We start from the raw sequence: 19,460 nt of genomic DNA on the forward strand, positions 1-19,460 counted from the left end.
AATATCCATTTTATTGAAAATTAGTCATATGTCTCTTTTAGTATGCCTTTTTTTCGTTTTTAATAGAAGTAAGCGCAACTTTAGCGTTTTAAAAGGATAAAAGAAGGTGTCACCTTGAAAGTCATTGTAATCGATCCGGGCCATGGAGGAAATGATCCAGGTGCGGTTAACAAAAGTAATTTTGAGAAAACATTTAACCTGGCTATCGCCAAAAAAATAAAGACATATTTAGAAACCAACTATGAAGTAAAGGTATTGATGACCCGCAGCTCAGATACAACCGTTTCATTAGATGCACGGACAGATTTTGCAAACAAAGAAAAGGCAGACTTTTATTTGTCTATTCATCAAAACAGTGGTGGTGGAGAAGGCTTCGAAAGTTATGTGTATCGAAATGTTGGTGCCGATACAAAAAAAATACAAAATAGCATACATGCCGAAACCGCAAAAGTTATGAAAAAATTTGGAGCGCAAAACAGAGGGCAGAAACAAGCAAATTTCCATGTGCTTCGTGAAACAAAAATGCCAGCTGTGCTGTTGGAAATTTTGTTTATGGATAATGAGAAGAACTTGTCTCTATTAAAAAGAGAGGAGTTTCAAAATGAAGTGGCAAATGCCATTGCAGTGGGTACGGCTACAGGACTTTCGTTAAAACAAAAAGAACAAACCCAAAAAGAACTTTATATAGTAATCGCAGGTGCATTTGAACAAAAAAAGAATGCTGATGAGAGAATTGTATTTTTGGCAGACAAAAAAATCTCTGCTTTTATGGATGAAGTCACTGTAGCCAATAAAAAATATTATCGGATACAAGCAGGAGCCTTTCAAAAGCGGGAAAACGCGGAAGACCATGTAAAAACGATTCGTTCCTATGGAATAGATGATGCATATGTAATGGTTAAAGGTGAGGACGTACAGCCAGAACCGAAGCCAGAACCGAAGCCAGAACCGAAGCCAGAGCCGAAGCCAGAGCCAAAGCCAGAACCGAAGCCAGAGCCGAAGCCAGAACCTCCTGTTGGTTTAACCATTCAAGGAGACACACTGCTATCGGCAGATGATATGGAAAGATTTGTTCGGAAGGTAAATCCAAATGCTCCATTATTGGCATTGTTTTATAAGCAAATCGCACCTGTTTATGGAATCAGAGGAGACGTAGCATATGCTCAAGCCATTCATGAAACAGGATATTTCCGTTTTGAGGGCAGTGTAAAAGCATCTCAGAATAACTTTGCTGGTATCGGAGCAACGGGAAGCGGGCAGTCAGCAGTGTTTAATACTCCTCAAGAAGGCGTTCTAGCTCATATCCAGCACTTATTTGCATACAGCTCAACACAGCCACTTCCGCCGCAATATCCGCTTGTAGATCCGAGATTTCAACTCGTTCAAAGAGGAATTGCTGTGACATGGAAACAATTGAACGGAAAATGGGCAGTTCCAGGTACCATCTATAGCAATATGATTCTTGAAATCTATAGAAAAATGCTCACTGAAACAAAAGTGCCTCTTGAAGAAAAAGTGAAAAAGTTAGACGAACGATTAAAAGAGTTGTAAAAGCCGGAGAATGTTTCCGGCTTTTTTCTTAGGCTCTTTCTAAAAGGAAATTTAGCCCAATAACAAAAAACATTATATAATGGACAGGCTTACTAGTATTAATTTTTAAAGCTCGCGAAAAGACCAGATGATAGGAGTTTTGCTTTTAAATCTGTACTCGGAGGGTCACAAATAATCTCGATAGGCTCATCAGGGTAAATTGAAAGGGCGATAATGCCTAAAAAGCTTTTCCCATCTGCTGTCCGGTCTCCCTTTTTAATGTAGATAGATTCAGTAAAACTACCAGTAAGTTCAACGAGTTTTGCAGCGCGGTCTGCGTAGATAGGCGCTGTTGCTTTTACAATCATAATAGATAACCTCCTTTGCCAATCACACTATGTATGGATATGTGCAGAAGAAGGAAAAATGCTTATTAAATAGATTTTTCATGGAGGAAATATGAAAATCAATAAAAAATGGCCGATATGGATGCTTAGTGCAGCTATACTCATCTTACTTGTTATGTGGCTGCAAAAGAATTATAAAGGATTCAGTCCTGAAGAATTTAGAACTTGGATCATGCAATGGGGATGGCTTGCGCCGTTTCTGTTTGTTTTGCTTTATACGGTGCGGCCGTTCGTATTGTTTCCATCGTCAATTTTTGCAATAACAAGCGGGCTTTCTTTTGGTTTTTACTGGGGGTGTCTTTATACATACCTCGGTTCACTTGGAGGAGGGCTTGTTACCTATTATACGATTAATTCTTTAGGGCGTTTTAAGAAAAGCAAGCAATGGAAGAATAAAAGATATGAGAAAATACGCAGCAATATCGAGAGAGAAGGGTTTCGATATGTATTGCTGCTGAGGCTGCTGCCGGTTTTAAATTATGACCTTGTAAGCTATTTGACATCGATGACTAAAATACAATTTAAAGACTATGCCATCGCTACGGCAATCGGCATTATTCCAGGAACGATTGCGTATACCTATTTGGGTACTTCCATGACATCAGAAAGCAAGGAAGTTGTATGGATAGGTACTACCTTGCTTTTTATTCTGGTAGGATTGCCGATGGTTTTTAAAAAGAAGATGAAGGCAAAGATCGGTCTGAACGACCAGTGAAGGAGATTTAAATTGCTGTTTCGTCTGCAATTAAACTCATTGCAGATTCAGCATCTGCGCCTTCAAAAATAAACAGGAATGAATCTCCCTCCTTTAAAGTTAAGAAGAAGGAAACGAGCTGAGAAAGTCCCGATGCTTGAACGGTGATGCCGTTTTTGCACAAAAAAAGCTGACTATTGATGTTTTTAGCAGATTGCATGATTTCAAGAGCTTTATTTACTGTATATTTAGCAGTGACTTTTACTTTTTTTGAACAAATTTGTTTCATGTTTGATAGCCTCCTGTATTTTAATGAATTGCTGATATATTTCCCACTTCAACATAAAGTGAAACAGGGTCTATTGGACTAAACTTTAAGGTTGTAGCTGAATGAATAGATAAAATGCAAAAAGGCGCACTGCCACCACATCTCTAAGGGTGGACAGTACGCCTTTTATTTATGAAGAAGTGTTTGTTTTTTCGCGTTTGGCTTGTCTTCTAAAGAATAGTTCATAAAGCACAGGAACGATAATAAGGGTTAACAAAGTAGAAGTAGTCAGTCCTCCGATAACAACGATTGCTAGTCCTTTTGAGATTAAAGTTCCTGATGACGTGGTCAAAGCAAGCGGTATGAGCGCTGCAATTGTAGCGAATGCTGTCATCAAGATAGGACGCAAGCGGGTTTTGCCGGCTTCAAGAAGTGCTTCACGAACTGGCATACCTTTCACATCCCGGTTTTGTCCGATACGGTCTACTAATACGATGGCGTTTGTTGTAACGATACCGATTAACATTAGGATACCAATCATCGCACTAACGGAGAGCGGCTCATTGATTAAGAACAAGCCTCCAATTGCTCCAACAGGTACGAAAAGAAGGGAAGAAAGAATAATAAACGGTATACGGGCACGCCCGAATGTAATGAGCATCGTTAAATACACGAGGCCAATGGCTACAAGCATAGCTAAACCAAGGTCTTTAAATGTATCCATCGTCTCTTCGCTACCTCCGCCGCCTTCTGTAGAAACAGAAGAAGGAAGATCAACATTATCCTCAACACCCTTTATCACGTCTTGGGTGACCTGTTGTACATTATCTCCTTTTACTTGGGCAGAAACTTGGGCATAGATTTTGCCATCAAGCTTTTGGATCGCTGTTACGGTTTCTATTTCTGAAACATCAGACACGTCGGAAATTTTCACTGGACCTGATGTACCTAAAACAGTCAACTCTTTAATCTCTTCAAGAGAGGTTATGGCTTTGTTGTATTCAACCTTAACATTCTTTTCGTTTCCATCGAGTGATAACTCACCAACATCAACGGCTTTCGTTACATCAGAAACTGCTCCGAGGACAGCGAAACCTGATACTCCTTTTTCAGCCGCTTTTTCTGTATCAATTGAAACGGACCATTGCTTTTGCGTATCTTTAAAATTATTTGACACGTATTTTATCGTATCAAGCTTTTTCATGTACGCTTCAACTTGACCAGCCGCTTTTTGTAAGTCATCCAGATCATTGGAATAGAGTTCAATGCTTACTTCATTGTTTGAAGGCGGACCTCCGCTTGAAACCTCTTGTAAGCTAACAACAGTTCCGTTTGCTTTTTCATCTGTAATCTTTTTAATTCCAGCTTCAAGTTCTTTTAACTCTTTTTCAACACTTGCTTCTTTTTTAAGGTTCACAAAATAATTCGCTACATTTTGACGTTTTAACCCCGTTTGGAAGTCTCGTGATCCAATTCCAGCCGTAACATCTTCAATGGTATTCCTTTCTGCTAGGAATTCTTCAACTTCTAAAGAGATTTCATTCGTTTTTGTAACGTTTGTACTTGCTGGTAACTCGACATTCACAGTCAATGTTTTTTGTTCCTCGTTAGGAAGGAACACCATTCCAAGCGTTGAAGCGAGGAAGAAGGATCCTCCAAGAAGAATGAAAGATGTAAGTAATACAAGAAATTTATGATTCAGCGATGCTTTAATTACTTTTACGTACGCTCTTTGCAAAGGTCCGTCCGTTTTTTCTGGCTTAACCTTCTTAAAAGCGTATTTAGCAAGAATCGGAACGATCGTTACGGCTACAAGGAGTGATGCCAACAAAGCAAAAACAACGGTTAGTGCAAATGGCAGGAAGAACTCTCCGGTTACTCCGCCGACAAGACCTAGCGGTAAAAATACGACAACGGTAGTGATCGTTGAAGAAACGATCGCTTTTAAAATTTCACGAGTGGAATCAATGATTAATTCATCCCTGTCGAAAACCCCATCTGCTTTTCGAATCCGTCTAAAAATATTCTCGATGACTACGATACTATCATCTACTACACGACCAACCGCTACAGCCATTCCGCCGAGTGTCATAATGTTTAGCGTTATGTCCAGGCGGTCTAGGAATATAGCCGAAACGAGTAATGATAGAGGTATGGATATAATCGCGATAATCGTTGCACGGAAATTGCGCAAGAATATCAGGACCGCTAATGAAGCGAATAAGGCACCGAACAGTCCTTCTTTAACAAGGGTGTTTACAGAATCTTTTATTCCTTCTGCTTGACCAAAGCCGATTGCATAATTCAGTTTATCGTCATACTTATCTTTGTTTAGCACTTCAATTACTTTATCTGCTACTTCTACCGTATTGGCATCTTGCTTTTTTGTCACGGCCATCGATAGTGAGGCTTTTTGGTTATAGCGAGTAATTTCGCTTACATCTTCAGATTCTTTAACTTCGGCAATATCTCCAAGCTTTACCGAAGAAGCTGCAGAGGGAGGAGCACCAGTTGTTCCTGGAGATCCAGATCCGCGAGGTGCTGAAGGAGCTTGCATGCTGCTGGCAAGCGTAATCTCTTTTAGTTCAGAAACAGTATCTACCGCTTCCTCAACTCGAACAGGAACTGTAATAGAATCATCGGTCACTGTTCCAGCAGGAAAGGAAAGATCTCTGCTGTTAATTGCATCTTTAACCGTGTTCAAGGTAACCCCGGCAGTCTTTGCTTTTTCACGATCAAGAGTGATGGAAACAAAAGCTTCTTTAACGCCGCCAACAGAAACGTTGTTCACGCCTTGAATTTTTTTCAGCTCGGGAACCAGTTCATTGTCTACAAACGCTTGAATGTCTTCTCCTTCCTTTTCAGGAAACAATGAAATATTATAAATGGGAATGGATCCGAATGAAAACCGGCTTACTTCAGGTTCTACATCTTCAGGAAGATCAGTTTCTGAAAGGATGGAGTTTACTTGATCTTCTACTTCATCCATGTTTGCAGAGAACGGAAAGTCCATACTAATGATAGAAATACTTTCAAGTGACGTGCTTTTAACTGATTTTACATCCTCAACTTGCTTTAATTGATTTTCCAGTTTGTCAGTAATTTGTTTGTTAACATCTTCAGGTGATGCTCCAGGGTACACCGTCTGGATCGTTAATTGGGGAAACTCCACATTTGGAAGTAAATCCACTTTTAAGTTTGTAAACGAAAAAACTCCGCCTACAACGAGCAAAAATGAAAAGATAAAAATTGCGACTGGATTCTTTAAACTAAATTTTGTTAACCAGTTCATGGCTTCCTCTCCTAATCAAAAGTAATCTATGTGTATTTTCACATATGTATAGTTACAATATAATAAAAGGAACTGTTTTTTATCAAGTAATATGATCAAAGATTTGTGAAAAGTATGTTACAATGCAAAACAGTACATTTAGAAAGAAGGGTAACAAATGGCGTTAAGGTATGCGCTATTAGGATTATTAGCGAAAAATGAAGCGACTGGTTATGAGCTGAATCAGCAGTTCAAAGAAACGGTAGTGCATTTTTGGATGGCACACCACACACAGATCTACAGAGAGCTTTTAAAGATGGAAGAAGAAGGGCTTGCTACGTCTACAACGATCCAACAAAGTGATTATCCAGATAAAAAAATTTATAAGATTACCGATAACGGGTTCCAAATGCTGCTGGAATGGATGTTAAATAAACCTGTAACAATTCCTAAGCTGAAGGATGACCTTCTTTTACGCGTTTCTATGTTTCACTTTCTTCCTGCAAAACAAGCTATTTCTTTATTGGAAAAAAGCAAAGAACACCATCAGATGGGACTCATGATGACGAAGAAATGGCGGGAAGAGCATTTTCCAGAAGGCACTTATGGACAGAACGAACTAGGTGAATATTTAACGAGTGAATTTGGTGTGCGTTATATGGAAAGCTGGCTATCCTGGTGTGATTGGGCAATTGAGGAACTGAAAAAGAAAGGGTGAAAAAAGGATGGAAATTTCATTTACAAGAGCAGCACTAGAACGGCTGAAAAGTAAGAGGCAAGGTAAAGAAGGATTCATAAAACTTAAGCATGATACAGAAGGATGCGGCTGTGTAGTAAGTGGAGTATCCGCACTTTGGCTTGTTGATCAAATAGAGCCTAATGATACGAAAATATCGACAAATGGACCAGATGTTTATATGGAATACAATACTGAAGTTTTCTTTGATCAAAAAATGAGTATTGATGCACAGCCAGGCAATCACTTTTCATTGAAAAGTCCAGCAGAAATCTTAAATTCTTCTATGAAATTTTATGATCAAACGAAACAAAACACAGGCAGCTAATAGCCTGTGTTTTTTTATGAGCTCACTGATGCTGAGAAACGTTTTTTAAAAGACTAAATTGTTTACTTGAAACAGGTTTAGAAAGAAGTGGAGAGATGTAGGCGACTGCAGCTAGTAATTTATCCATATGAATGCCAGTTGATATTCCCATCTGAGAAAGCATGTAGACAACATCTTCAGAAGCGACGTTTCCTGATGCCCCAGGTGCAAAAGGGCAGCCTCCAAGGCCTCCAGCGGATGTATCAAACCGGTCGATTCCAGCTTGCATACTTGCAAATATATTTGCAATAGCCATTCCGCGTGTATCATGAAAGTGAGCAGTAAGAAGTGTAGTAGCACGTAAATGATGCTTCAGAAGGGTGAACAATTCATAAGAATCTCTAGGGTTTGCCATTCCAATCGTATCGGCAACACTTAATTCATCCACGCCCATCTCTTCAAAGTCCTGACAAACTTTTAATACGTCGTTTTCATCAATTCGTCCTTCAAAAGGACAATAAAAACTAGTGGAGATACATGCTCTTACAAAATAGCCTTTTCGTTTCAGATTCTCGATCAGCGGCCTTAATTCATTCATGCTCTCTTCAGTCGTTTTATTAATATTTTTCTGGTTGAACGTATTACTTACTCCAACGAATACAGCAACATGCTTCACACCAGATTCTGTTGCTAGTTCAATTCCTTTTTTGTTTGGTGCAAGTACAAAATTCCGAGCATCATCCAGACAGTTTTCAACCACAGTTTCTGCGTCCTGCATTTGCGGAACCCATTTAGGGGACACGTATGAGGTGAGCTCCATTTCTTGAAAACCTGCATTCTTTAATAATGAGATGAACTCAATCTTATTCTTTGTTGGGATAAAATTCTTTTCATTCTGAAGTCCGTCCCTTGGTCCAACTTCAATCAACGTGACTCTTTCGGGCAGTTCCATATTTGTAAAAACCCCTCCTTGAAAGCGTTTCCTATTTATTATTCTACCTGTATAAATTCGTTGGTTGCAATACATTTCAATTATTATGGTATGATATAAAGGAATTTTCTGAATAATACATAGGTTTTTAGAGGAGGAGATCGCAAATGGTTTCAAGAGAGAGAGACGCCGTCATTGTAAGCGCTGTCAGAACGCCGATCGGAAGTTTTATGGGAAGTCTTAAAACGGTAGCAGCGACAGAATTAGGAGCAATTGCCATTAAAGACTCTTTAAAAAAGGCAGGCATACCCTATGATGCAGTTGATGAGGTCATCATGGGTAACGTCCTCCAAGCTGGACTAGGGCAGAACCCAGCTCGTCAAGCAGCGATTAAAGCAGGACTGCCTATTGGCGTATCCAGTATGACGATTAATAAAGTTTGTGGTTCCGGTTTAAAAGCTCTACATCTTGCTTGTCAGTCCATATGGCTAGATGAAGCAGACACGATCGTGTGCGGCGGAATGGAAAACATGAGCCAAGCACCTTACTTGTTAAACGGGGCAAGAGACGGACTTCGTATGGGTAACGCTCCTATGGTCGATTCCATGATTCAAGATGGCCTATGGTGTGCGTTTGGAGATTATCACATGGGGATCACTGCTGAAAATCTTTGTGAAACACACTCACTGTCACGTGAGGAACTTGATGAATTTGCAGCAGAGAGCCAAAGAAAGTGTGCAGAAGCGCAAGAAAAAGGAAAGTTTGATGATGAGATCATTTCAGTGGAGATTCCCAAGCGAAAAGGAGATTCATTGATCATAGATAAAGACGAATATCCTAAAGCTGGTTCTACAGCGGAAAAATTAGGGAGCTTAAGGCCAGCGTTTAAAAAAGACGGAATGGTGACAGCAGGAAATGCATCAGGTATCAATGACGGAGCAGCGGCTCTCGTTGTGATGAGCAGAAAAAAAGCGGAAGAGCTTGGGTTGAAGCCGCTTGCTGTAGTGAAGGCAAACGCAAGTGCAGGTGTTGCTCCTGAAGTAATGGGAATCGGACCTGTTGAAGCGGTGAAAAAAGTATTGAACAAAACAAACATGACGATGGATGATATGGATCTCGTAGAAGCCAACGAAGCTTTTGCCAGTCAATCGTTAGCGGTTGGAAAAGATCTCGGTTTTAATAGAGAAAAACTAAATGTGAATGGCGGTGCAATAGCGCTTGGTCACCCGATTGGGGCAAGCGGTGCGAGAATCGTAGTTACATTGCTACATGAGATGAAAAGAAGAAAATCAAAAAATGGACTAGCAACACTCTGTATTGGAGGAGGCCAAGGAGTAGCCTCTATCTTTGAAAACGAAGAAGCTTAAAAAGGAGAGATGGAAGATGAAACCTGTACTCGATTCAGCAGTAAAAGCTGTAGAAGATATTAAAGATGGATCCACACTATTAGTTGGGGGATTCGGACTAGTTGGAATACCTGAAAATTTAATTCTTGCCTTAGTGGAAAAAGGGACAAAAGATCTAACCGTTATCTCTAACAACTGTGGCGTTGATGATTGGGGACTTGGGCTGTTGCTTAAGAATAAACAGATCAAGAAGATGGTAGGTTCATATGTTGGTGAGAATAAAGAGTTCGAAAGACAAGTATTATCAGGTGAAATCGAAGTTGATCTTATCCCGCAAGGCACTCTTGCGGAACGAATTCGTGCGGGCGGAGCTGGTATTCCAGCGTTCTATACACCAGCAGGCGTTGGTACACCTATTGCAGAAGGGAAAGAGACACGTTCGTTCAACGGCAAAGAATACTTGTTAGAAGAAGGAATCGTTGCAGATTTCAGCTTAATTCGTGCTGCCAAAGGAGATAAAGCAGGAAACTTAATCTATAACAAAACAGCTCGGAATTTTAATCCTATGATCGCTGCAGCGGGAAGTGTGACGATCGCAGAAGTAGAAGAACTTGTTGAGATCGGTGAATTGCATCCTGACCACATTCACACACCTGGTGTATACGTACAAAAGATGATCGTTGGAACACAAGAAAAACGCATTGAACGACTGACAGTAAAACAAGGGTAAGAGGAGGAAGCCTATATGAACATTAGAGAAAGAATTGCAAAACGAGCAGAAAAAGAGATCGAATCCGGATTTTATGTAAACTTAGGGATAGGTATGCCTACAATGGTTGCCAATTTTATTTCAGACAATAAAGAAGTCGTACTCCAGTCGGAAAACGGATTGCTTGGCATCGGCCCTTATCCTTTAGAGAGTGAGGTTGATCCTGACCTGATTAATGCGGGTAAAGAAACGGTGACTGCAATTAAAGGCGCATCATACTTTGACAGCTCTGAATCATTCGCCATGATCCGAGGCGGACATATTGATATAGCGATTCTAGGCGGAATGGAAGTTTCAGAGAATGGTGACCTTGCAAACTGGATGATCCCGGGCAAGATGATCAAAGGAATGGGCGGCGCCATGGACCTTGTTCACGGAGCCAAAAAAATAATTGTTATCATGGAACATGTTAACAAAGCTGGTGAAAGTAAGATTTTAAAGAAATGTCAGCTTCCTTTAACAGGAAAAGGTGTGGTTGAACGGATTATTACAGACCGTGCTGTTATGGACGTTACCAAGAACGGACTTTTATTGAAAGAAGTAGCAGAAGGTTATTCTGTGGACGATGTTTTGCAATCAACAGAAGCTAAGCTTACAGTCTCCGAAGATATAAAGCTAAACGCTTATTAAGAAGAGGAGGAGATTCCTATGTTTCAAACATTGACCCGCGCCTCAAATAAATTGATGCAGCGGTATTTACCTGATCCTTTTATTTTCGTTATTTTACTTACAGCAGTTGTGTTTTTGCTCGGGTTGATGGTCACAGGTCAGTCTCCTGTTAACATGGTTTCCTTTTGGGGGGACGGGTTTTGGAAGCTCCTTGAGTTTTCCATGCAGATGGTGCTTATTTTAGTAACGGGCTATGTTTTGGCGAGTTCTCCATTCTTTAAAAAGATGTTAAGAAAGCTTGCATCTCTCGCTAAAACGCCAGGTCAGGCTATTATTAGTGTTACCGTTGTTGCACTGTTAGCGAGCTGGATCAACTGGGGTTTTGGTCTAGTCATTGGAGCCATTTTCTCTAGGGAGCTTGCTCGTCAGGTTAAGAATACCGATTACCGTTTATTAATTGCGAGTGCATACAGTGGCTTTGTTGTTTGGCACGGGGGGTTATCCGGTTCTATTCCACTCACGATTGCGACACCTGGGCACTTTATGGAAAAGACGATGGGCGTTATTTCTACGAGTGAGACGCTATTTGCTCCTTTTAACCTTTTTATTCTCGGAGCGTTGTTCATTATCTTGCCATTGACCAATCGTCTAATGATGAATAAGGAACAAACGTATCAGATCGATTCCTCGCTGCTTGATGAGAGTGCTGAAGCAGCGGCTATAGCTGAGACAGACTCACCTGCTGATAAACTTGAAAACAGCATATGGTTGTCAATAATTATTGGAAGTTTAGGACTGTCTTATGTTTTTTACTTTTTTGCAAAAAACGGATTCAATTTAAACATCAACCTAGTAAATTTCATTTTCTTGTTTTTAGGAATCCTTCTTCATAAAACACCTAGAAACTACATAAACAGTGTAGCGGAAGCCGTTAAGGGTGCGAGCGGCATTATTATTCAATTCCCGTTCTATGCAGGGATCATGGGCATGATGGTAGGGTCTGGTCTAGTCACAGAAATGTCCGAATGGTTTGTTGCGATTTCCAACGAATATACGTTGCCATTGTTCACCTTTTTAAGTGCAGGAATTGTCAACATGTTCGTGCCATCAGGTGGGGGGCAGTGGGCTGTACAGGCACATGTAGTGCTTGATGCGGCTAATGCGCTGGGTGTATCACAAGCTAAAACAGCGATGGCCGTAGCCTGGGGTGATGCATGGACGAATTTGATTCAGCCATTCTGGGCTCTTCCTGCTCTTGCCATTGCCGGATTAAAAGCAAAGGACATTATGGGATTCTGTTTAATCGTTCTTTTTGTTAGCGGCATTGTCATTTGCGCTGGTTTCTTAATCTTTTAAAAGAGGTGCATAATGAGATGAGTATTTATGTAATTGATGGTGCCAGAACACCATTTGGATCATTTGGAAATTCATTAAAAGATGTGAACCCGACTCAGCTAGGAGAATTAACGGCTATAGAGGCTATGAAACGCGCGCGAGTTTCTCCAGAAGACATTACAGATGTTGTGTATGGAAATGTTATTCACTCCAGTAAGAATGCAGCTTATGTCGCCCGTCATACAGCATTGAAAGCAGGTGTTCCTTCTGATGTTCCGGCGATGCTCGTCAACAGACTTTGTGGATCAGGCATGCAAGCGGTCGTTTCTGCTATGCAAAATCTTCGAGATTATAATGAAGGAATCGCACTTTGTGGGGGAATTGAAAACATGTCTCAATCTCCACATGTTTCTTTTTCGAACCGCTTTCAATCCCAAAAGTTCGGTATGATCTCATTTGAAGATATGCTTCTTCACACACTGAGCGACGAGTATCTAGGCTATGGTATGGGGATTACAGCTGAAAATCTGGCACAGGAGCACACGATAAGTAGAGAAGAACAAGACGAATATGCGAACTGGAGCCACCAACAAGCTGCCAAAGCACGGGAAAGCGGAAGGCTCGCTCGTGAAATCATTTCAGTACCCTTAAAAAATGGGGAATCTTTTTCAGAAGATGAAGGAATTAAACCACAAACAACCGTATCAAAGCTGGGGCAACTCAGATCGTCATTTCAAAAGGACGGGACCGTTACAGCAGGAAATTCCTCATCAATCAATGATGGAGCAGTCTCTTTAATCTTGGCTCATGAAAAAAATGTTCATCAAAAAAAATTAAAACCGTTAGTTGAAATCGTATCTTGGGCTGTCACGGGAGTGGACCCATCCATTATGGGGATCGGTCCCGTTCCAGCTATACAAAAAGCATTGGCACATGCAAAACTCTCCATAAATGATATCGGTTTGTTCGAGATCAACGAAGCTTTTAGTGCACAATATGTGGCTGTCGAAAAACAGTTAAAACTGGATCGCAAGAAAACCAATGTGAACGGAGGCGCAATCGCATTAGGCCATCCTGTTGGAGCAAGTGGTGCCAGGCTGATTTTAACACTAGCCTATGAGATGGAACAACGAAACGAAACATATGGTGTCGCTAGTTTATGTATTGGCGGCGGCCAAGGGATCGCCATGGTTTTGAAATTAGCAAAGAGATAAGAACCTTAATAAAAATTCTTTTAGATCTTTTTTAGTGAACATAACACAGGACACCTGTTTGTATTGGTGTAACATTTTTTTATCGGAAAAGATTCAAGTCAAACATCTGAATAAACAAAGGAGCTTGGGTCATCCCAAGCTCCTTTTTCATTGATTGGTTAGCTGCGGTGTGATTCATAATACTCTCTTGGAAAGAGCATTTCTAACTGTGCCTGTTCGTTTTGGGTTAGAGGGGGTGTATGGAAAACGGTCAAATTTTCCAGCAGTTGCTCCACTGAACTTGCTCCAGCAGCAGCTGTTGCTACAACAGGGTGGCTTAGAACAAATTTTAAGGCCGTTTGTGAAAGTTTATCATTCGAAGAAATCACATGTTTTGCCTTCATCAGTTTCTCCTGAATTTCAGCCCCTTTAAAAGAGAGATAAGCAGAATCAGGATCTTTCTTGTGACCTTTTTCACTGAGCCATCCTTTTGCGATAGGTCCTCTTGCCACTACACTAATCCTTTTTGATTCCAAATATGGGAACAGTTCTTCTGGTCTTCTATCTAATAGACTGTATTGCATCATCACACTTTGAATGTTGGAATGTTCAGCATAATATTTAATTGTGTTAGGACGTATAGAGGAAATTCCGTAATAACGAACGAGACCTTCTCGAACAAGTTCTTCAAAAGCTTCAATCGTATCGTCCATCGGATCATCCACTGTTCCCCCGTGAAGTTGATAGAGGTCGATGTAGTCAGTCTGTAAACGTCGAAGACTTTCTTTCAGCGCTGATTTTATGTACTGTTTAGAAGGATTCCAACTCCATCCGTCTTTTGACTCGTTCCATTCGTTCCCGCCTTTAGTAGCTAAAATAATATCTTGTCTTACATCTTTTACTAACGATCCGATACATTCTTCGTTCCAGCCGAAATCATATAAATCTGCCGTATCAAAATAATTGATGCCTTTTTCAAGGGCTGTTTTTACGATTCGTTCATTTTCGTCCCTAAGATCAGGAGAGAGTGACATAGATCCGAATCCTAGTTCGCTTGCGAAAAGGTCTGATGTACCAATCCTTCTTTTTTTCATATTTCTTACACCTCATTTTTGAGTCTTTAACGTTACTTTCTCTTGTTTAACCTATCACAACACAGGGACAAAATAAAAACCTCCTGTTTGTAAGGAGGTTACTTTTTGGGTGCAGAAGCGTCAATCCAATCCTGAACAAGTTCGTGCTTTTGCATATAATTCTTTAGCATATACTTGATCTGCCATGCTTTTCCGACAAGCGTAATTCCTTTTGGCTGCAAATAAATTTTCAATCCGTTTGCCTCCCTTGTTTGCTGTTAATGGAAGTATTCCAAAGTATGATAGACTTTATGTGACATAAGAAAAAAATAGACCATAGGAGTGTGGATAATGGAAAACTTAACAGAAAAGACGATTAGCAAGGAGCAGGTCTACAGCGGAAAGATAATAGACTTATATATAGAAGACGTTGAACTTCCGAACAAAAAGATTGGAAAACGGGAGATTGTAAAGCATCCTGGAGCAGTTGCGGTTCTTGCCATTACGGACGAAGGGAAAATGTTAATGGTCGAACAATTTCGTAAGCCCCTTGAAAAAACGATCATAGAAATTCCAGCTGGAAAACTAGAAAAAGGTGAAGACCCCTTGGAGTGCGCTAATCGGGAACTTCTTGAAGAGACAGGGTATCGGTGTGAAAGAATGGAGTCCATCGGTTCTTTTTACACTTCACCCGGGTTTGCTGATGAATTAATTCATTTGTTTTTTACAGATTCGCTCGTAAAATCAGGTTCACAGATGACGGATGAGGATGAATTCTTAAATGTGCTTGAAGTTTCTTTAGATGAGGCAAGACGTTTGATGGATCAACAAAAAATACATGATGCAAAAACAGCTTACGGTGTCATGTATATGGAGCTTTCACATGCTAAAAGAAAATGACACCCGATCTTTCTTTGCAGATATGCATATTCACATTGGTGCCTCAAAATCGGGTAAACCTATCAAGATAACAGGTTCACGGTCGTTGACACTATCAAACATTTTATATGAAGCAAAGCACATAAAAGGAATGGATATGATAGGAGTTATAGATTGTCACTCTCCTGAGGTTTTAGAAGAAATAAAAGAGATGGTAGAGAAGGGTTCTTTAACAGAACTAAAGGGTGGTGGCCTTAATTTTGAGGGGCTCACCTTGATTCTGGGAGCTGAAATTGAGATCAATGACCAGGACTGCCAAGGACCGCTCCATGTACTCGTGTATATGCCCGATTTATTAAACATGAAAACGTTTAGTAAATGGCTTTCAACACGCATGAAAAATATTCATTTAAGCTCACAGCGCATGTACGGAAGTGGTAAAGAGCTGCAGATGATCGTTAAGCAGTTAGGCGGCCTATTTATCCCAGCACATATTTTCACTCCGTTTAAAAGTTTGTATGGTAAAGGTGTACAAACGTCACTGTCTGAAGTGTTTGATCCTCATTTAATAGATGCCGTTGAGTTAGGATTGAGCTCGGACACTTATATGGCGTCATGTTTAAGTGAGCTTTCTGCCTATCCTTTCATATCAAATTCAGATGCTCATTCTCTAGAAAAAATAGCACGAGAATATCAAATGCTAGCTTTAAATAATCCTTCCTTTGAGGAATTCAAGTTTGCTTTAAAAGGAAGGAACAAAAGGAGAATCGTTGCCAACTATGGATTGAATCCCCGTCTTGGAAAATATTACAATACCGCTTGTGAAAACTGCTTGAGCTCGTTTAATGATAGAAGTATGAAGGTTTGTGAAAAATGTGGAAACTCTAGATTCGTTATGGGAGTAAGTGAACGAATAAAAGAGTTGAAAAATTGTGAAGCGGATGTAAAGAATCGTCCTCCATATATTCATCAAATCCCTTTAGAATTCATACAAGGAATTGGTCCTAAAACATTAATGAAATTACGCCAAGCTTTTGGAACAGATATGAATATTATTCACACGGCGCCTCTCGAAAAATTAAGGGAAATCATAAAACCTACACTAGTAGATGCTATTTCTCATGCAAGGTCAGGAAAACTGTCTATACAAACTGGCGGCGGCGGCTCTTATGGGAAAATTGATACCGGCAAACCTATCAGTTCATAAAAAGAGACATACCTCCTCCAGAGAATTCATAGAATAGAATTAAGAGTTTTAGGCAGAGGAGGCAGTGAAAATGGAGAGTGTCCGGTATTATATCCATCGTCACCTTGAGGAAAATAAAACATTGTATGCATTTGTTGGTGTTCTGTTTTTAATGGGGGTAATTTTTGGAGCAATCATCGTTAATTCATTGAGTTTAAATCAGAAACAAGACTTGTACACGTATCTTTCCCGGTTTTTTATAGGAGCGGCTGAAGGTGGATTCGCTAGCAAATCTGATATGTTTTTTCAGAGTTTCGGACATTACTTGAAATACATGGGGCTAATGTGGCTGCTTGGTTTATCTGTTATTGGACTGCCTGTTATTCTGGTTATGTTATTCCTAAAAGGAGTTGTTATCGGATTTACGGTTGGGTTCTTAGTCAATCAAATGGGATGGTATGGCTTTTTATTATCTTTAGTTTCAGTGCTTCCTCAGAACGTCTTATTAATTCCTGCATTTATTATCGTTTCTGTAGCGGCAATCGCTTTTTCTATTAAAATGATTCGCCAGCTTGCATTCAAACGTCACCATATGCCTTTTTTCCCCCAACTGATCCGATACACGATGCTCGTAGCCGGAGTTGGAATTATGGTATTTTTGGCGTCAACATTAGAAGCATTCTTCACTCCAGCTCTAATGGAACAAGTGATAAAATGGTCAATCCAATAGATGATAATGACTATTTCTTTATAATAAGTTTAAATCGTTATTTAAAATGACTTTAAATTGACAACTTTTTTTTCCATGCTTATAATTGTCTTGTGTATACATAAGGAGGAACGGGTATGGAAAGCAGAATCGACCGTATCAAAAAACAGCTGCATTCACAAAGTTATAAGCTGACTCCACAGCGTGAGGCGACCGTGAGAGTCCTCCTCGAAAATGAAGAAGATCATTTAAGTGCGGAAGATGTTTATCTGCTCGTCAAAGAAAAGGCGCCAGAGATTGGTCTGGCTACTGTTTACCGTACTCTGGAACTGTTAACAGAACTAAAAGTAGTAGATAAAATCAACTTTGGTGATGGGGTATCCCGTTATGATCTTAGAACAGAGGGTGCCGATCACTTTCATCACCACCTCGTTTGTATTGAGTGTGGAGCGGTTGATGAAATACAAGAAGACCTTCTAGGCGATGTGGAAAAAGTTGTAGAAGAAGGCTGGAATTTTAAAATTAAAGACCATAGGCTGACATTTCATGGAATCTGTCACAGGTGTCACAAACAAGAAAATAATGAAGGTGAAGGAAGCGAAGAATAACGCTTCCTTTTTTTCGATAAAGCAGGCTGATTTTGCAAACAATGTTGCTCTTGAATGTATTGATTTCGTTTCACGATGGTCGCTTGTCGGGAGGGCGTTCAGTGATCTTTGATGAGAGATGGATATTATAGGAAACACGAGTGCTCCTGCGTCTCCTAGAAAAACAACAGCGAAGCGAACTTTCTTGTCGCATGCTTTTAAGGAGAATACTCAAGTAGTTGGCACAGTGTTCTCTTAGGAGGCTAGCACCTTATACTTCAATCAAATTGACAGGTAGATTGAACAAAATGAGCCGAAAGCAACAACTTCTATAGAAAAAAGACTTATAGAAAGAAATATTTACAAAAGAATAATAATGGGGTAACGTATGTTGTGTAGTTTCAACTTTTACGTATAATCTGGGAGCATGTGGGCATAACCTGTACTATAAGAGGGACAGGGGTGGACACGATGGTTTCCTGGTTAAAATTAGTTTGGAATACGGCAAAAGTGTTCTTGGCATTTTCTATTTGCACGCTTGTGTTCTATTTTGGTTTATTATGGATTAATCAAGAGTATGAAAATTATCATAGATATGACGAACCTAAAGGGAAAGCGGTTAAAGTTTTTAATCTAAGTTCAGATAAAGACTCTAACTTTGTGAAAAGGCTTTTTTATTTCTATCAAACGGGTGAATAAGGAGGGGTAAGATGAACGATCATGTTCAGGACTTTCTTCAATATATTATTGTTGAACGAGCCCTTTCAAAAAACACGATAGAATCTTATAAACGAGATTTAACGCAATATGTACGTTTTTTAGAAAAAGTAGAATCCATTGAAACGATTGATAAGATCGATCGCAGTAATATAATGGGGTATCTATTATTTTTAAAAGAAAATGGTAAGGCTTCCACAACTTTAGCAAGGAACATTGCTTCAATACGATCATTCCATCAATTTCTGTTTCGTGAGAAGGTTGCTAGCCAAGATCCTTCGGTACATATCGAATCACCGAAAACAGAAAGGAAGCTTCCAAAGGTATTATCTACAGGTGAAGTCGAGGCTCTTTTAGAGACACCTTCAGCCAATGATCCTTTCTCACAAAGAGATAAAGCGATGTTAGAACTACTTTACGCGACTGGGATTCGTGTATCAGAACTCGTTGATTTGAACCTAGGTGATATTCATCTTAATATGGGCTTTATTCGCTGTATGGGAAAAGGGAATAAAGAAAGAATCATTCCGGTTGGAAAGATGGCCCAGACAGCAATTGAATGTTATTTAAATAATGGGAGATCCATGATGATAAAAGGGAAAAAAACGGAAGCGCTCTTTTTGAATCACCATGGAAACAGATTGTCGAGACAAGGGTTTTGGAAAATCTTGAAGCAGCTGGCCGTTAAGGCTAAAATAGAGAAAGAACTTACACCGCATACTCTCCGTCATTCTTTCGCAACCCATTTGCTAGAGAATGGGGCCGATTTGCGAGCCGTTCAAGAAATGTTAGGACATGCTGATATCTCAACCACTCAGATTTATACGCATGTTACAAAAACAAGATTGAAAGACGTATACTCCGCCTTCCATCCGAGGGCGTGAGCTTTCTTTTTGTTATAAGATGTCAGACT

At 40.0% G+C, this 19,460-nt stretch carries 21 protein-coding genes; 15 read left to right on the plus strand and 6 right to left on the minus strand.

Annotated elements, in window-relative coordinates:
• The first annotated feature begins 114 nt into the window (after positions 1-114).
• Positions 115-1,551: an N-acetylmuramoyl-L-alanine amidase gene (locus KUV80_RS03005; protein WP_222461189.1), complete on the plus strand. Its 1,437-nt coding sequence runs from the start codon at positions 115-117 to the stop codon at positions 1,549-1,551.
• A gap of 98 nt (positions 1,552-1,649) precedes the next feature.
• Here the strand turns inward: KUV80_RS03005 and KUV80_RS03010 are convergent, their stop codons facing one another.
• Positions 1,650-1,898, minus strand: coding sequence for an HPr family phosphocarrier protein (locus KUV80_RS03010; protein WP_222461190.1), 249 nt, complete (start codon positions 1,896-1,898; stop codon positions 1,650-1,652).
• Between the two features lie 91 nt (positions 1,899-1,989).
• Here KUV80_RS03010 and KUV80_RS03015 point away from each other — a divergent pair, with 91 nt between their 5' ends.
• Positions 1,990-2,652 (plus strand): TVP38/TMEM64 family protein, encoded by a 663-nt coding sequence (locus tag KUV80_RS03015; RefSeq protein WP_222461191.1) that lies wholly within the window; start codon positions 1,990-1,992, stop codon positions 2,650-2,652.
• A gap of 7 nt (positions 2,653-2,659) precedes the next feature.
• Here the strand turns inward: KUV80_RS03015 and KUV80_RS03020 are convergent, their stop codons facing one another.
• Both KUV80_RS03020 and KUV80_RS03025 read right to left on the minus strand, forming a co-directional pair.
• Positions 2,660-2,920 (minus strand): HPr family phosphocarrier protein, encoded by a 261-nt coding sequence (locus KUV80_RS03020; protein WP_222461192.1) that lies wholly within the window; start codon positions 2,918-2,920, stop codon positions 2,660-2,662.
• A 169-nt stretch (positions 2,921-3,089) separates the two neighbouring features.
• Positions 3,090-6,191 carry an efflux RND transporter permease subunit gene (locus KUV80_RS03025; protein WP_222461193.1) on the minus strand — a complete coding sequence of 1,034 codons (3,102 nt, stop codon included), beginning with the start codon at positions 6,189-6,191 and terminating at the stop codon, positions 3,090-3,092.
• A 157-nt stretch (positions 6,192-6,348) separates the two neighbouring features.
• Between KUV80_RS03025 and KUV80_RS03030 the strand changes: the two genes are divergently transcribed.
• Both KUV80_RS03030 and KUV80_RS03035 read left to right on the plus strand, forming a co-directional pair.
• Complete coding sequence (locus tag KUV80_RS03030) at positions 6,349-6,888, plus strand: PadR family transcriptional regulator (protein ID WP_222461194.1); 540 nt, start codon at positions 6,349-6,351, stop codon at positions 6,886-6,888.
• A gap of 7 nt (positions 6,889-6,895) precedes the next feature.
• Positions 6,896-7,234 (plus strand): iron-sulfur cluster biosynthesis family protein, encoded by a 339-nt coding sequence (locus KUV80_RS03035; RefSeq protein WP_222461195.1) that lies wholly within the window; start codon positions 6,896-6,898, stop codon positions 7,232-7,234.
• 22 nt (positions 7,235-7,256) lie between these two features.
• Here the strand turns inward: KUV80_RS03035 and KUV80_RS03040 are convergent, their stop codons facing one another.
• Positions 7,257-8,165 carry a hydroxymethylglutaryl-CoA lyase gene (locus tag KUV80_RS03040; RefSeq protein ID WP_222461196.1) on the minus strand — a complete coding sequence of 303 codons (909 nt, stop codon included), beginning with the start codon at positions 8,163-8,165 and terminating at the stop codon, positions 7,257-7,259.
• A gap of 146 nt (positions 8,166-8,311) precedes the next feature.
• On the opposite strand from KUV80_RS03040, the gene KUV80_RS03045 reads away from it, so the two are divergent.
• Genes KUV80_RS03045 through KUV80_RS03065 form a run of 5 tightly spaced genes read left to right on the plus strand, consistent with a single transcriptional unit; the run spans position 8,312 to position 13,417 of the window.
• Positions 8,312-9,511, plus strand: coding sequence for an acetyl-CoA C-acetyltransferase (locus KUV80_RS03045; RefSeq protein WP_222461197.1), 1,200 nt, complete (start codon positions 8,312-8,314; stop codon positions 9,509-9,511).
• A 16-nt stretch (positions 9,512-9,527) separates the two neighbouring features.
• Entirely contained in the window at positions 9,528-10,220 is a 693-nt protein-coding gene (locus KUV80_RS03050) for a CoA transferase subunit A (RefSeq protein WP_222461198.1), read from the plus strand.
• A gap of 15 nt (positions 10,221-10,235) precedes the next feature.
• A complete protein-coding gene (locus tag KUV80_RS03055; protein ID WP_222461199.1) occupies positions 10,236-10,889 on the plus strand; it encodes a CoA transferase subunit B in 654 nt (217 codons plus the stop codon).
• Positions 10,890-10,907: 18 nt separating this feature from the next.
• Entirely contained in the window at positions 10,908-12,224 is a 1,317-nt protein-coding gene (locus KUV80_RS03060) for a short-chain fatty acid transporter (RefSeq protein WP_222461200.1), read from the plus strand.
• Between the two features lie 17 nt (positions 12,225-12,241).
• Complete coding sequence (locus KUV80_RS03065) at positions 12,242-13,417, plus strand: thiolase family protein (RefSeq protein ID WP_222461201.1); 1,176 nt, start codon at positions 12,242-12,244, stop codon at positions 13,415-13,417.
• 158 nt (positions 13,418-13,575) lie between these two features.
• On the opposite strand, the gene KUV80_RS03070 is transcribed toward KUV80_RS03065, so the two are convergent.
• Together KUV80_RS03070 and mciZ are read right to left on the minus strand one after the other, a co-directional pair.
• A complete protein-coding gene (locus KUV80_RS03070) occupies positions 13,576-14,490 on the minus strand; it encodes an aldo/keto reductase (RefSeq protein ID WP_222461202.1) in 915 nt (304 codons plus the stop codon).
• Between the two features lie 98 nt (positions 14,491-14,588).
• Positions 14,589-14,723, minus strand: a complete 135-nt coding sequence (gene mciZ / locus KUV80_RS03075; RefSeq protein WP_222461203.1) for a Z-ring formation inhibitor MciZ — start codon at positions 14,721-14,723, stop codon at positions 14,589-14,591.
• A 97-nt stretch (positions 14,724-14,820) separates the two neighbouring features.
• Between mciZ and KUV80_RS03080 the strand changes: the two genes are divergently transcribed.
• From KUV80_RS03080 to xerD, 6 genes are all read left to right on the plus strand, one after another.
• On the plus strand, positions 14,821-15,369 hold the full coding sequence (locus tag KUV80_RS03080) for an NUDIX hydrolase (protein WP_222461204.1): 549 nt from the start codon (positions 14,821-14,823) through the stop codon (positions 15,367-15,369).
• Positions 15,353-16,555, plus strand: a complete 1,203-nt coding sequence (locus KUV80_RS03085) for an endonuclease Q family protein (protein ID WP_222461205.1) — start codon at positions 15,353-15,355, stop codon at positions 16,553-16,555. The genes KUV80_RS03080 and KUV80_RS03085 overlap by 17 nt, the downstream gene beginning before the upstream one ends.
• 70 nt (positions 16,556-16,625) lie before the next feature.
• Complete coding sequence (gene spoIIM / locus KUV80_RS03090; protein ID WP_222461206.1) at positions 16,626-17,264, plus strand: stage II sporulation protein M; 639 nt, start codon at positions 16,626-16,628, stop codon at positions 17,262-17,264.
• A gap of 116 nt (positions 17,265-17,380) precedes the next feature.
• On the plus strand, positions 17,381-17,851 hold the full coding sequence (locus tag KUV80_RS03095) for a Fur family transcriptional regulator (protein ID WP_222461207.1): 471 nt from the start codon (positions 17,381-17,383) through the stop codon (positions 17,849-17,851).
• Between the two features lie 450 nt (positions 17,852-18,301).
• On the plus strand, positions 18,302-18,529 hold the full coding sequence (locus KUV80_RS03100) for a YqzK family protein (protein ID WP_222462242.1): 228 nt from the start codon (positions 18,302-18,304) through the stop codon (positions 18,527-18,529).
• Between the two features lie 11 nt (positions 18,530-18,540).
• Positions 18,541-19,431, plus strand: coding sequence for a site-specific tyrosine recombinase XerD (gene xerD / locus KUV80_RS03105; RefSeq protein ID WP_222461208.1), 891 nt, complete (start codon positions 18,541-18,543; stop codon positions 19,429-19,431).
• Positions 19,432-19,460: the final 29 nt, after the last annotated feature.

This window comes from Fictibacillus nanhaiensis, from assembly GCF_019801215.1.
Classification (GTDB): Bacteria; Bacillota; Bacilli; order Bacillales; family Fictibacillaceae; genus Fictibacillus; species Fictibacillus nanhaiensis_C.